Below are 13507 nucleotides of genomic sequence, written 5' to 3'. Positions count from 1 at the left end.
CAGCGGCGGGGGCGGCGGCGCATCGGCCTCGTGCCACTCGCGGTTGGGGTCGGTCAGCAGTTGTGCTTGGGCCCCGGCGGCCGCAACCCCCAGCAGCAGTGCAGCCAGCCGCAGTCGGCCGGTCGGGCGCACCCGGTATCCGGTGGGGGCGAGGGCGGAGGAGGGGGCAGGGGAGTGGTGGGACACGCGCGCGGGGCTCCGGGTCAGGGGGATGGGGGACGGGGCGGAATGGCCCCGTCGGCCGGCGGGCCCGCGTCAGGCGGGGCCGGTTGGGGGTCGAAGCTGCCCCCGGGGGGCAGCTCCAGGTGGGCGGGCATCGCCAGGTGGGCCGGCAGCGCACGGGGGCGTCGGCCCGCCTCGGGCGCCTTCGGGGGGGCGGGCGAGCGGCCCCGGTTGTTGCCGCGCAGATAGCGGTTGCGGATATCGCGGCCGTCACGGCCGCTGCCCGTGTGGCCCAGGGGCGGCAGGTAGCGCGACAGCTCTTCCAGCGCGCGCTGGTACACGTCGCGCTTGAACTCGATCACCAGATCCAGCGGCACCCAGTAGTCGTTCCAGCGCCAGGCGTCGAATTCGGGGTGATCGGTGGCGCGCAGGTTCAGGTTCCAGTCGCCGCTGACCAGGCGCAGCAGAAACCAGATCTGCTTCTGTCCCCTGTAGTGACCGCGGGCGTCACGGCGGATATAGCGGTCCGGCACCTCGTAGCGCAACCAGTCCCGTGTGCGGGCGATGATCGCCACATGCTCTGGGCGCAGACCGATCTCCTCGTGCAGCTCCCGGTACATCGCCTGTTCCGGGGTCTCGCCGCGGTCGATGCCGCCTTGCGGAAACTGCCAGGAGTGGGTGCGGATGCGCTTGCCCCAGAACACCTGGTTCTTCTGGTTGAGCAGGATGATGCCGACATTGGGCCTGAAGCCGTCTCTGTCAAGCATAATCGACCCCAATTTTCAAAAACTGTCTCGATTATGCATCGCAGGTCGAGATTTGTGTCGCCATGAAAGCCTCCCAATTTTTCATCTCCACCCTCAAGGAAGCCCCGGCCGACGCCGAGGTCGTCAGCCACCGGCTCATGATGCGCGCCGGCATGATCAAAAAGCTCGGTGCCGGCATCTACACCTATATGCCCATGGGGCTGCGCGTCATCCAGAAGGTGGAACGTATCGTGCGCGAGGAGATGAACCGTGCCGGCGCGGTGGAGCTGACCATGCCCATCATCCAGCCCGCCGAGCTGTGGCAGGAGACCGGGCGCTTCGACAAGATGGGGCCGGAGCTGCTGCGCATCCGCGACCGGCACGAGCGCGACTTCGTTGTGCAGCCCACCAGCGAAGAGGTGGTGACCGACATCGCCCGGCAGGAACTGCGCAGCTACAAGCAGTTACCGAAGAACTTTTATCAGATCCAGACCAAGTTCCGCGACGAGCGCCGGCCGCGCTTCGGCCTGATGCGCGGGCGCGAGTTCATCATGAAGGACGCCTACAGCTTCGACCGCGACGCTGCAGGCGCGCAGCGCAGCTACCAGATCATGGCGCAGGCGTACCGGCGCATCTTCGACCGTTTCGGGCTGCGCTACCGCGCGGTGGCGGCCGACAGCGGCGCCATCGGCGGCGACCTGAGCGAGGAGTTCCAGGTCATCGCCGCCACCGGCGAGGACGCCATCGTCTACTGCCCGACCAGCGACTACGCCGCCAACCTGGAAAAGGCCGAGGCGCTGCCGCCCGCGGGCCCGCGCCCGGCGCCGGCGCAGCCGCTGGCCAAGGTCGCCACGCCGGGCAGGAGCACCTGCGCGCAGGTGGCCGACCTGCTGGGCGTGCCGCTTGCGCGCACGGTCAAGTCCATCGTGCTGGCCACCGACGAGGCGGGCGAGCGCGACGAGATCGTCGCCACCCGGATCTGGCTGCTGCTGCTGCGCGGCGACCACGACATGAACGAGGTCAAGGTCGGCAAGCTGCCCGGGCTGGAGCTGGGCTGGCGCTTCGCCACCGAGGCCGAGATCGTCGAGCACTTCGGCTGCCGGCCCGGCTATCTGGGGCCGGTGGGCACGCGCAAGCCGGTGACCGTGGTGGCCGACCGCGAGGTGGCGGTGATGGCCGACTGGATCTGCGGTGCCAACGAGGCGGACTTCCACCTGACCGGCGTCAACTGGGGGCGTGACCTGCCGGAGCCGGACCTGGTGGCCGACATCCGCAACGTCGTCGCCGGCGACCCGTCGCCGGACGGCCAGGGGGTGCTGGCGATCGAGCGCGGCATCGAGGTCGGGCACGTGTTCTACCTCGGCACCAAGTACAGCCGGGCGATGAACGCCACCTTCCTCGACGAAGACGGCAAGCCCAAGCCGTTCGAGATGGGCTGCTACGGCATCGGCATCACGCGCCTGCCGGCGGCGGCCATCGAGCAGAACCACGACGAGCGCGGCATCATCTGGCCGGATGCGATCGCGCCGTTCACGGTGGTGATCTGCCCGATCGGCATGGACCGCAGCCCCACCGTGCGCCAGGCCGCTGAGCGCCTGCATGATGAACTGGCTGCGCTGGGTGTGGACGTGATGCTGGACGACCGTGGCGAGCGCCCTGGGGCCATGTTTGCCGACTGGGAGCTGATCGGCGTGCCACATCGCATCACCCTGGGGGAGCGCGGGCTCAAGGACGGTCTGGTCGAATACCAGCACCGGCGCGACACCGCAGCCACGCCCGTGCCGCTGGCCGACATCGTCGGGTGGTTGCGCGATCGCATCGTGGGGTGATCATGGACCCGGCCTGCGGGCCTGCGCTGGACCGGCGCCGCTGCCTGCGGTGCCTGGCGGGGTGGGGCGCGCCGGCGCTGGCCTGGGTGGTCGCCGGGCCGGCCTGGGCGGGCGCGCAGATCGAGGAGCCGCTGTCGGACGCCGTGCGCCATGCGCTGCGGGCGGCTGTCGAGCAACTCGACCCGCCGGAGCCGGAGTTTTTGACGGCCGAGGAGCGGCTGGCCTATCTGCGCTGGTTGAGCCGGGCGAGCTGGCAGTTGCGCCGCCGCAAGCCGGAACCACAGGCGCGCATCGATTTTTTGCAGACCGTTTGGTACGAGAGCAAGCGTGCCGGGCTGGACACGGCGTTGGTGCTGGGGCTGATCGAAGTCGAAAGCGCTTTTAGCAAATACGCCATTTCCCCCGCTGGGGCAAGGGGTTACATGCAGGTGATGCCGTTCTGGACCCGGGTCATCGGCGACGGGGACCCGGACAAGCTGTTCCACCTGCAGACCAACTTGCGCTACGGCTGTGTGATCCTGCGCCACTACCTGCAGCGTGAGCGCGGGGACCTGTTTCTGGCCCTGGGGCGCTACAACGGCAGCCGCGGCCGCGCGACCTACCCGAACGCGGTGTTTGCCGCGGAGCGCCGCTGGCGTCTGGCGTGAGCCAGACCCTCACTGCAAAAAACCGATGCGCGGGCGCGCGCCCGATGCGGCGGGCAAGTCCCGCACCTCGATGCGGTCGCGCCGCTCCAGTCGGGCGTTGCCAAAGCCGGTCATGAGGGCGCGTCGCATCTCGCGCGGGGCCAGCCCCGCGAGTTGGTCCAACACATCGTCGCCGGGTTCTTCGTCGAACAGTCGGCCCCAGTCGTGTGCAGCGCGCAGCCGCTGGTAGAGCTGGCGCGCAATGCCGCGGGCCTCGTCGCGCGTGGGCGGCGCGATCTCGAACACATTCATGCGGTTGAGGATGGGGTCCGGAATGGTCCGCTCGTCATTCGCGGTGGTGATCCAGATGACCTGGCTGGCATCGATGGGCACCTCGGCGAACTCGTCCACGAAGCGCTGCGCCGTCTGCGGCTCCAGCAGGCCGTAGAGGGCGCCCAGGGGGTCATACTGCGCGTCGCTGGCTTTGTCGATTTCGTCCACCACCAGCACCGGGTTGGCGTAGTTGCCTTCCACCACGGCCTCGAACACCTTGCCGGGCTTGGCGCCTTTCCATTGCGACGACGAACCCGACAGCAACCAGCCGGCGGTCATCGAACTCATGGGCACCAGGGTCATGGTGGTGGCCAGCAGATCGGCGAGCTGTTGGGCGAAGTGGGTTTTGCCAACGCCCGGCGGCCCCAGCAGCAACAGGGGGGTGATCTCCAGGCTGTCGCTGCTTTCCTGCGCCAGTGCGACATGGCGCCGCACGTCGTCGAGCACGGCGCGGAAGTTGGGCAGCTGCTCGTACAGCGGCTCCAGATCGGGCACGCCAGAGGGTTTGACCGCGAAGCGCTGCGGGCCGCGCTCCAGCATGCGCTCGTAGGTTTGGCACAACGTCGCCTGTTCGCGATCGTTGCCCTGGGCCTTCAGGCGCCGCAGGCGCTGTTCGACTTCCTCGGGGCTGAAGACGTCGCGCACCCGCGCGATCGGCAGGCCGCGGGTGGCGGGGATGGCGGGAACGGGGCTGGCTTCCATGGCACTCTCCTTCGACGACCAATCCTGCGGTCATTGAAGCATGGACCGTGCCAACGGCCCAACCCGGGCAATCCCGGATGGCGCATCTGCGCCGCCGGCGCAACCTTACTGGTTTGATGCCCCGAGGAGCTGTTGCAGCTCGCCGGATTCGTACATCTCCATCATGATGTCCGAGCCGCCGACGAACTCCCCGCGCACATAGAGCTGCGGAATGGTCGGCCAGTTGCTGTACTCCTTGATGCCCTGGCGGATTTCGGGGTCCTCCAGCACATTGACCGTGACGAGGCTCTTGGGATCGACCCCGCAGGCCTTGAGGATTTGCACCGCGCGGCCAGAAAAGCCGCACATCGGAAAACTCGCCGTGCCCTTCATGAACAGCACGAGGTCGTGGGATTTGACCAGTTGGTCGATGCGCTGCTGTACGTCGCTCATGGGTCCCTGCGAAAGAGGTGGTGGAAACCTTGGATTATCGCCAGTCCCCGCGATCCTGCGGATGCGCGGGCGCCCATGCCCACACCGGGGACGGTATCACCCGGGCCAGCGGCCGCCGGTGCAGCGGCGGTGGCCGCCCAGGTCGCGCCGATGGTCGATGTCGCGCCAACCCCCGTGTTGCAGCAAGGCGGCAACCGCGTCGGCTTGGTCCCAGCCATGTTCCAGGAGCAGCCAGCCACCGGGTTCCAGCCGCGCAGGGGCGCCGGCGACGATGGCACGCAGGTCGTCCAGCCCATCCGCCCCCCCGACCAGGGCCCCGATCGGCTCGTGCCGCAAGGCGCCCAGGTGCGGATCGTCGGCGCGCAGATAGGGCGGATTGGCGACAATCAGGTCGAAGCGTGCCGGCCATGGGGGGGCATCGGTTGCGTCGCTGTCATGGGCTCCCGCCAGCCAGGGCCGCCAGTCTGACCACCAGCGTCCCTGCAGCCAGCGCACCGGCAGCCCCAGCCGCCGCCCGTTGGCCGCGGCCACCGTCAGGGCGTCGGCGCTCTGGTCCAGGCCCCAGACGGTCGCATCCGGCCGGGCGTGCTGGAGGGCCAGCGCGATGGCACCGCTGCCGGTGCCCAGGTCCACCACCCGCACGCCCGCGTGTGCAGGCAGCACCGCCAGCGCCCAGTCCACCAGGGTTTCGGTGTCCGGGCGGGGATCCAGCACGCGCGCGTCCACCCGCAAGGTCAGGCCGTAGAAGCCACGCTCACCGGTCAGGTACGCCAGGGGCTCCCCGTCGATTCTGCGCTGGCACAGGGCCGCGTAGCGCGCGGCGGCCTCGGGCACCAACGGGGCGTCGTCGTGGGCCAGCAGCCAGGCCCGGTCTGCCAGCGGTCGCCCCAGCGCGTGCAGGAGAAGCCACTGGGCGTCCAGCCGGTCCATGCCCCGCGCCTGGGCCGCCTGCAGCGCGTCGCGCAGGGTGGTCGGTGCATCCGCACCGTGGGCTGGTGGGGGGTGGGGGGACGCATCCATGGCCGGTCGGTGGGTCAGGCGGCGCCCGTGGCCCGCGCTTCCAGCTCGGCCATCAGCTCCGCGCCGTGCGCCAGCTGCAGCCCGTGGATCAGATCGTCCAAATCCCCCTCGAGCACGGCGGGCAGCTTGTACAGGGTCAGGTTGATGCGGTGATCCGTGACCCGGCCCTGGGGAAAGTTGTAGGTGCGAATGCGGTCGCTGCGGTCGCCGCTGCCGATCAGGCCCTTGCGCGTGGCGGCCTCGCGGGCCTCGCGCTCGCGGCGTTCGCGCTCCTGCAGGCGCGCCAGCAGCACCTGCAGCGCACGGGCCTTGTTGCGGTGTTGGCTGCGGTCGTCCTGGCATTCGGCCACCAGGCCCGTGGGCAGGTGGGTGATGCGCACGGCCGAATCGGTCTTGTTGACGTGCTGGCCGCCGGCGCCGCTGGCGCGGAAGGTGTCGATGCGCAAGTCGGCGGGGTTGATCTGGACCGTCTGTGCTTCGTCCGGCTCGGGCAGTACGGCCACGGTGCAGGCGCTGGTGTGGATGCGCCCCTGAGACTCGGTGACCGGCACCCGTTGCACGCGGTGTCCGCCGGACTCGAAGCGCAGCCGCCCATACGCACCCCAGCCGACGATGCGCAGCACCACCTCCTTGCTGCCCCCGAGCTCGCTGGGGGATTCGCTGATGACTTCGGCGCGCCAGCCCTGCCGCTCGGCGTCGCGGACGTACATGCGCGCCAGTTCGGCGGCAAACAGCGCGGCCTCCTCGCCGCCGGTGCCGGCGCGGATTTCGACGAAGGCGTTGCGCTCGTCGTCGGGGTCGCGCGGCAGCAGCAGGGTCTGCAGTTGCGCGGCCAAGGCGTCGAGCTCGGCCTGCGCCGCGGCTTCCTCGTCCGCGGCCAGCGCGGCCAGGGCCGTGTCGCCGCTGAGCTGGGCCTCGGCCGCCAGCTGCCGGGCGCTGTCCCGATCGGCCTCGCGCTGCAGGTAGCGCCGATAGGGCTGGACGATGGCGTCGGTCTCGGCGTGCTCGCGCGTCAGGGCGCGAAAGCGTTCCAGGTCGGTGGTCGCGTCCGGCGCCGCCAGTTGGGCGTCCAGCTCGTGCAGGCGCAGGCGCAGGCGCTCGAGCGTCTCGCGAACGAAGGGCTTCATGGGCGTGGGGCGGGCCCGGTGCCGGAGCGTTCGGCCGAAGCGTCGAGCCGTCCGCGCAGGAATAGGCGCGACACCACCTCGGCCGTGTGGCGCCGACTCGCTTCATCCCCGCTGTGCAGTTCGGCCAGCGCACCGTGCAGCATTTTTTGCGTCAGTCCGCGCGAGAGCGCCTCCAGCACGGTGTCCACATCCTCACCACGCGCCAGCAGGCGCCGCGCGCGGGCGATTTCGGCCGCGCGCCAGGCGTCGGTCTGCGCCTGCAGATCGCGGATCAGCGCGACCACGCCGGCGTGTGGATCGCGTTGGCGCAGCCAGTGCATGAAGCTCTGCACGCCGGCGTCGATGATGGCCTCGGCCTGGGCGACGGCGGCCTGGCGCTGGTCTTTGCCGGTCTGCACGACCGCGGCCAGATCGTCCACGGTGTAGAGGTAGACGTCGTCGAGGGCCTTGACCTCGGCCTCGATGTCGCGCGGGACGGCCAAATCGACCATGAACATCGGGCGGTGGCGGCGACGCTTGAGTGCGCTTTCCACCATGCCCAGCCCGATCAGGGGCAGGGTGCTGGCGGTGCAGCTCACCACGGCATCGAACTCGTGCAGCCGGGTCGGCAGGTCGGACAGGCGCATGACCTCGGCCCCGAAACGGGCGGCCAGCTTTTCGCCGCGCTCCAGCGTGCGGTTGGCGATCACCATCGCGCGTGGCTGGCGCGCTGCGAAGTGGGTGGCGGCCAGCTCGATCATCTCGCCTGCGCCGACGAACAGGATGCGGATGTCGCGCAGGTCTTCGAACAATTGTCCGGCCAGCCGCACCGCCGCAGCCGCCATGCTGATGGAGTGGGCGCCGATCTCGGTACTGCTGCGCACCTGTTTGGCGACCGCGAACGAGCGCTGGAACAACTGGTGCAGCGTGGTGCCGAGCGCGCCGGCCTCGTCTGCGACGCGCACCGCATCCTTGAGTTGACCCAGGATCTGGGCTTCGCCCAGCACCATGCTGTCCAGCCCGCTGGCGACGCGAAAGGCGTGGCGCGCCGCCGCGTCCTCGCGCAGCACATAAGCGTGCCGCATCAGCGTCTCGGGGGGCACGCCCGCCGTCTCGGCCAGCCAGTGCGCGGCCGGCTCGATCAGCGGCTCGTCGGCGGCGCAGTACAGCTCGGTGCGGTTGCAGGTGGACAGCAGCGCGGCTTCGGGCTGGCGCGCCACCGACGCGCGAAACCGCCGCAGCGCCTCGGGCACTTGGTCGAGGGCGAAGGCGAACCGCCCCCGCACATCGAGCGGGGCCGTTTGGTGGTTGATGCCGAGCGCCCAGACTGCCATGGTTGCGGATTATAAAATTTTGGGCTTCGTGGACGCCTTGGCCGTGCTTTTCCACTTGCTCAACCTCGTGGCGCCAGCCTGGGGCCTGGCGGCGCTGCTGGCGCCGGCGCTGGCCTGGCGGGGCCGCGCGCGCCCACGTTGGCGCGCCGGGCTGGGGCATGGGGTGTGGCTGGGGGTATGGGGCTCCGCCGTGTTGATTGCAGGCCTGGTGCTGTCCGGTCGGGACGGTCGTATGGCCACCTACGCCGCGCTGGTGGCGGTGATGGGTGCGGTCGCGGCCTGGCGCGATGGGGCCGGGCGCCGATGACCCCCACGGGTATCGGGGCGCCGACCCTGATGCCAGTGGTGCTGTGGTGCGCTGCGGTAACATCCGGGCCCCGTGTCGGCCGCCGCGCCTCCCCAGCGGGCTCTGCCGGCGCGCGGTCCGCCAGCCGCTATCGCCCATGAATGCTCCGACGCCCCTTCACGCCCTGCTCGACGCCGAGCCCGACACCCCGCGCCTGCGCGAGATTCCGTACAACTACACCTCGTTTTCGGACCGGGAAATCGTCCTGCGGTTGCTGGGTGCGCGCGCCTGGACGGTGCTGGAGCAACTGCGCCGCGAGCGCGCCACCGGCCGCTCCGCCCGCATGCTGTACGAGGTGCTGGGTGACATCTGGGTCGTGCAGCGCAACCCCTACCTGCAGGACGATCTGCTGGCCAATCCCAGGCGCCGCGCTGCGCTGATCGAGGCGCTCCACCACCGGTTGGGCGAGATCGAGAAGCGCCGCCGCCCGCAGGAGGACGCCCAGCGCGATGCGCTGGTCGGCGAACTGCTGGACCATGCCCGGCGCGCGGTGCAGGCTTTTGCCCAGGCGTTCGACGACATGGCGGCCTTGCGCCAGCGCGTCGTCAAGGTGCTGCGCCGCCACACCCACAAAGACAACATCAAGTTCGACGGCCTGAGCCGCGTCAGCCACGTCACCGACGCGACCGATTGGCGCGTGGAATATCCCTTCGTTGTCCTGACGCCCGACACCGAGGCCGAGATGGCCGGGCTGGTGCAGGGCTGCATCGAGCTGGGCCTGACCATCGTCCCGCGCGGCGGCGGCACCGGCTACACCGGCGGTGCGGTGCCGCTGACGTGGAAGAGCGCGGTCATCAACACCGAAAAGCTGGAGTCGATGACCGAGGTCGAGCATGTGCGCCTGCCCGGCCTGGACGAGCCCGTGCCGACCATCTGGACCGAGGCCGGCGTCGTCACCCAGCGCGTGGCCGATGCCGCCGAACGCGCCGGCTTCGTCTTCGCGGTGGATCCGACCTCGGCCGAGGCCTCGTGCATCGGCGGCAACATTGCGATGAACGCCGGGGGCAAGAAGGCGGTGCTGTGGGGCACGGCGCTGGACAACCTGGCGAGCTGGCGCATGGTCACCCCCGATGCCGAGTGGCTGGAGGTGCACCGCATCGGTCACAACCTGGGCAAGATCCACGACGCCGAGGTGGCCAGCTTCGAGTTGCGCTACTTTGCCGCCGATGGCAAGACGCCCCTGCGTACCGAGCGGCTGGACATCCCCGGCGCGCGCTTCCGCAAGGCCGGCCTGGGCAAGGACGTCACGGACAAATTTTTGAGTGGTCTGCCCGGCGTGCAGAAGGAGGGCTGCGACGGCATCATCACCAGCGCCCGCTGGGTGGTGCACCGCATGCCGGCCCACACGCGCACGGTGTGCCTGGAGTTCTTCGGCAACCCGAAGGATGCCGTGCCCTCGATCGTCGAGATCAAGGACTTCATGTTCGCCGAGCAAAGGCGCACGGGCACGCTGCTGGCGGGGCTGGAGCACCTGGACGACCGCTACCTGAAGGCGGTGGGCTACACCACCAAGAGCAAACGCGGCACCCTGCCCAAGATGGTGCTGATTGGCGACATCGTCGGCGACGACCCGGACGCCGTGGCCCGCGCCGCCAGCGAAGTGGTGCGGCTGGCCAACGCCCGCGCGGGCGAGGGCTTCACCGCTGTCAGCCCCGAGGCGCGCAAAAAATTCTGGGCCGACCGCAAGCGCACCGCGGCGATCAGCCGGCACACCAACGCCTTCAAAATCAACGAAGACGTCGTGATCCCGCTGGAGCGCATGGGCGAGTACACGCTGGGCATCGAGCGCATCAACATCGAGCTGAGCCTGCGCAACAAGATCCGCCTGTGCGACGAGCTGGAGGCCTTTTTTGCCCGGGGGTCGCTGCCGCTGGGCAAGGCCGAGGACCCCAACGATGCGCCGAGCCCCGAGTGGCTGGCCGAGCGCACCGAGCAGGCGCTCGCCCTGATCCGGGATGTGCGCAGCCAGTGGCAGGCGTGGTGCGACGGCCTGGACACGGTGCCAGCCGACGGCGGGCGCACGGTCTTCGAGCTGTTGCAGGACCACACCTGGCGCGCGAGCTGGAAGACGCAGATCCGGCAGCCCCTGCGCGACCTGTTCACCGGGGCCGTGTTCGCCCCGCTGTTGGCCGAGTGCGAGGCCATCCATCGCCGCGTGCTCAAGGGCCGGGTCTGGGTGGCGCTGCACATGCACGCCGGCGACGGCAATGTGCACACCAACATCCCGGTCAACAGCGACGACTACGCAATGCTGCAGACCGCGCACGAGGCCGTGGGCCGCATCATGGCGCTGGCGCGCAGCCTGGACGGGGTGATCTCGGGCGAGCACGGCATTGGCATCACCAAGCTGGAGTACCTGAGCGACGACGAAATCGCGCCCTTTGCCGACTACAAGCGCCGCGTGGATCCACAGGGGCGCTTCAACCGCGGCAAGCTGTTGCGCGATGCTGCGGCGCTCGGTCCCGACGTGCACGCCGCCGATCTCAGCCAGGCCTACACCCCCAGCTTCGGCCTCATGGGCTACGAGTCGCTCATCATGCAGCAGAGCGACATCGGCGCCATTGCCGACAGCATCAAGGACTGCCTGCGCTGCGGCAAGTGCAAGCCGGTGTGCTCCACCCATGTGCCGCGCGCCAATCTGCTGTACAGCCCGCGCAACAAAATCCTGGCCACCAGCCTGCTGATCGAGGCCTTTCTGTACGAGGAGCAGACGCGCCGCGGCGTGTCCATCCAGCACTGGGAGGAGTTCGAGGACGTCGCCGACCACTGCACGGTCTGCCACAAGTGCGAGAGCCCCTGCCCGGTCAAGATTGACTTCGGGGACGTCTCGATGGCCATGCGCAATCTGCTGCGCAAGATGGGGCAGAAATCCTTCCGCCCGGGCAATGCGCTGGCGATGGCCTTCCTCAATGCCACCCGCCCCGAGACCATCAAGCTGATGCGCTCGGCCATGGTGGATGTGGGCTACAAAGCGCAGCGGCTGGCCCATGATACCCTCAAGGGGCTGGCGCGCCGCCAGACCGGCGCGCCGCCGGCCACCGTCGGCGCGGCGCCGGTCAAGGAGCAGGTCATCCACTTCATCAACAAGAAGATGCCCGGCAACTTGCCCAAGAAGACCGCACGCGCGCTGCTGGACATCGAGGACAAGGCCTACGTGCCGATCATCCGTGACCCGCAGCGCACCAGCGCCGACGCCGAGGCGGTGTTCTACTTCCCGGGTTGCGGATCGGAGCGGCTGTTCAGCCAGGTGGGCCTGGCGACGCAGGCCATGCTGTGGCATGTCGGCGTGCAGACCGTGCTGCCGCCGGGGTACCTGTGCTGCGGCTACCCGCAGCGCGGCAGCGGCCAGTTCGACAAGGCCGAGAAAATCATCACCGACAACCGCGTGCTGTTCCACCGCGTGGCCAACACGCTGAACTACCTCGACATCAAGACCGTGGTGGTCAGCTGCGGCACCTGCTACGACCAGTTGCAGGGCTACGAGTTCGACAAGATCTTCCCGGGCTGCCGCCTCATCGACATCCACGAATACCTGCTGGAAAAAGGTGTGAAGCTGCAGGGCAAGGAGGCTTATCTCTACCACGACCCCTGCCACAGCCCGATGAAGTTGCAGGATCCGCTCAAGACCGTCAAGGCGCTGGTGGGCGAGACGGTGGTGGCCAGCGATCGCTGCTGCGGCGAGTCCGGCACGCTGGCGGTGACGCGGCCCGACATCTCGACCCAGGTGCGCTTCCGCAAAGAGCAGGAGCTGCGCAAAAACGAGCGTCAGTTGGCCGAATTGGCGCAGCGCACCGGGGCACAGACCGCCCCGGGCCGCACCAAGATCCTGACCTCGTGCCCGAGCTGCCTGCAGGGTCTGAGCCGCTACGGCGAGGATCTGACCAACGGGCTGCTGGAGGCCGACTACATCGTCGTCGAGATCGCGCGCCAGATGCTGGGCGAAAACTGGCTGCCGGACTACGTGGCGCGCGCCAACGCCGGCGGCATCGAGCGGGTGCTGGTGTGACCGACTGCCCGCTGTGCCGCGACGACGGCGGCCTGCTGCTGTGGCGCGGAGCAGGCTGGCGCGTGGTGCGGGCGCTCGGCGCCGAGGTGGCGGCGGTGCCTGCGTGGTACCGCGTGATCGCCGCGGCGCACGTGGCCGAGTGGAGCGACCTGTCCCCGACCGAGCAGGCCCGCGCGATGGCCCTCGTGACGGCGGTGGAGCGCGCGCTGCGCGCCACGCTGGCGCCGACCAAGGTCAACCTGGCGAGCCTCGGCAACGCCGTGCCGCACCTGCACTGGCATGTGATCGCGCGCTTCGACTGGGACAGCCGCTTTCCGGCGCCGGTGTGGGCGCCAGCGCAGCGCGGCGACGACGCGTTGCGGCTGGCCGCGTTGCACGAGCGGCTGCCGGTGTGCGACGCCGCCGTCGTGCAGGCGTTGGATGCGCTGTCGAACTCCCCCGTTCAGGAGAATCCACGATGACCTCCGCGCCCCATCCCCATCCCACCGAGTTGACCGTGCACGGCGCCTCACGCGTGCTCGAGATCGCTTTTGACGACGGTGCGCGCTTCCGTATCCCGTTCGAGCTGATGCGCGTCTATTCGCCCTCGGCCGAGGTGCAGGGCCACGGCCCCGGCCAGGCGGTGCTGCAGACGGGCAAGCGCCATGTCGAGATCGTCGCGCTGGAGCCGGTGGGCCATTACGCCGTGCAGCCGACCTTCTCCGACGGCCACGACAGCGGCATCTACACCTGGGAGTACTTGTACTTCCTGGGCAGCCGGCAGGCCGAGCTGTGGGCGGATTACGAGCGCCGCCTGGCCGATGCCGGCGTGGACCGCGACGCGCCGATGCCCGACCCGGCCGCCGCCGGGTGCGGCCGTCACTGA

The 13507-nt window shown here is 69.6% G+C and carries 13 protein-coding genes (1 of these 13 cut by a window edge); 6 read left to right on the top strand and 7 right to left on the bottom strand.

From position 1 onward, the window contains the following. Both ACK4TH_RS04175 and ACK4TH_RS04170 read right to left on the bottom strand, forming a co-directional pair. Positions 1–186, bottom strand: partial view of a CNP1-like family protein gene (locus tag ACK4TH_RS04175; RefSeq protein WP_409623126.1) — the beginning only. The gene continues 468 nt to the left of window position 1, outside the view; 186 of the gene's 654 nt are visible here — the first part of the coding sequence; its start codon is at positions 184–186; the stop codon falls past the left edge of the window. A 17-nt stretch (positions 187–203) separates the two neighbouring features. Then, positions 204–929, bottom strand: coding sequence for an RNA pyrophosphohydrolase (locus ACK4TH_RS04170; protein ID WP_409623123.1), 726 nt, complete (start codon positions 927–929; stop codon positions 204–206). Between the two features lie 62 nt (positions 930–991). Between ACK4TH_RS04170 and ACK4TH_RS04165 the strand changes: the two genes are divergently transcribed. Beyond that, the gene (locus tag ACK4TH_RS04165; RefSeq protein ID WP_409623120.1) at positions 992–2737 is read left to right on the top strand and encodes a proline--tRNA ligase; all 1746 of its coding nucleotides are present in this window, start codon (positions 992–994) and stop codon (positions 2735–2737) included. A 2-nt stretch (positions 2738–2739) separates the two neighbouring features. Beyond that, the gene (locus ACK4TH_RS04160) at positions 2740–3384 is read left to right on the top strand and encodes a lytic transglycosylase domain-containing protein (protein ID WP_409623117.1); all 645 of its coding nucleotides are present in this window, start codon (positions 2740–2742) and stop codon (positions 3382–3384) included. A 9-nt stretch (positions 3385–3393) separates the two neighbouring features. Here the strand turns inward: ACK4TH_RS04160 and ACK4TH_RS04155 are convergent, their stop codons facing one another. From ACK4TH_RS04155 to hemA, 5 genes are all read right to left on the bottom strand, one after another. Next, a complete protein-coding gene (locus tag ACK4TH_RS04155) occupies positions 3394–4398 on the bottom strand; it encodes an AAA family ATPase (protein WP_409623114.1) in 1005 nt (334 codons plus the stop codon). A gap of 105 nt (positions 4399–4503) precedes the next feature. Continuing rightward, complete coding sequence (gene grxD, locus ACK4TH_RS04150) at positions 4504–4830, bottom strand: Grx4 family monothiol glutaredoxin (protein ID WP_409623111.1); 327 nt, start codon at positions 4828–4830, stop codon at positions 4504–4506. 96 nt (positions 4831–4926) lie between these two features. Beyond that, positions 4927–5850: a peptide chain release factor N(5)-glutamine methyltransferase gene (gene prmC / locus ACK4TH_RS04145; protein ID WP_409623108.1), complete on the bottom strand. Its 924-nt coding sequence runs from the start codon at positions 5848–5850 to the stop codon at positions 4927–4929. 14 nt (positions 5851–5864) lie between these two features. Next, positions 5865–6977, bottom strand: coding sequence for a peptide chain release factor 1 (gene prfA / locus ACK4TH_RS04140; protein WP_409623105.1), 1113 nt, complete (start codon positions 6975–6977; stop codon positions 5865–5867). Beyond that, a complete protein-coding gene (hemA, locus tag ACK4TH_RS04135) occupies positions 6974–8290 on the bottom strand; it encodes a glutamyl-tRNA reductase (RefSeq protein WP_409623102.1) in 1317 nt (438 codons plus the stop codon). Before hemA ends, prfA begins: the two co-directional genes overlap by 4 nt. Between hemA and ACK4TH_RS04130 the strand changes: the two genes are divergently transcribed. The 4 genes from ACK4TH_RS04130 to ACK4TH_RS04115 all read left to right on the top strand — a co-directional run bounded on the left by ACK4TH_RS04130 (position 8289) and on the right by ACK4TH_RS04115 (position 13507). Further along, positions 8289–8597 carry a hypothetical protein gene (locus ACK4TH_RS04130; RefSeq protein WP_409623100.1) on the top strand — a complete coding sequence of 103 codons (309 nt, stop codon included), beginning with the start codon at positions 8289–8291 and terminating at the stop codon, positions 8595–8597. The genes hemA and ACK4TH_RS04130 overlap by 2 nt on opposite strands. Before the next feature lie 136 nt (positions 8598–8733). Further along, complete coding sequence (locus ACK4TH_RS04125; RefSeq protein ID WP_409623097.1) at positions 8734–12642, top strand: DUF3683 domain-containing protein; 3909 nt, start codon at positions 8734–8736, stop codon at positions 12640–12642. After that, a complete protein-coding gene (locus ACK4TH_RS04120; RefSeq protein ID WP_409623094.1) occupies positions 12639–13103 on the top strand; it encodes an HIT family protein in 465 nt (154 codons plus the stop codon). Before ACK4TH_RS04125 ends, ACK4TH_RS04120 begins: the two co-directional genes overlap by 4 nt. After that, complete coding sequence (locus ACK4TH_RS04115; RefSeq protein ID WP_409623091.1) at positions 13100–13507, top strand: gamma-butyrobetaine hydroxylase-like domain-containing protein; 408 nt, start codon at positions 13100–13102, stop codon at positions 13505–13507. The genes ACK4TH_RS04120 and ACK4TH_RS04115 overlap by 4 nt, the downstream gene beginning before the upstream one ends.

The sequence above is a fragment of the Tepidimonas sp. genome (assembly GCF_046292505.1).
In the GTDB taxonomy this organism is placed as follows: domain Bacteria; phylum Pseudomonadota; class Gammaproteobacteria; order Burkholderiales; family Burkholderiaceae_C; genus Tepidimonas.
This window is presented reverse-complemented; position numbering and strand designations above follow the sequence as displayed.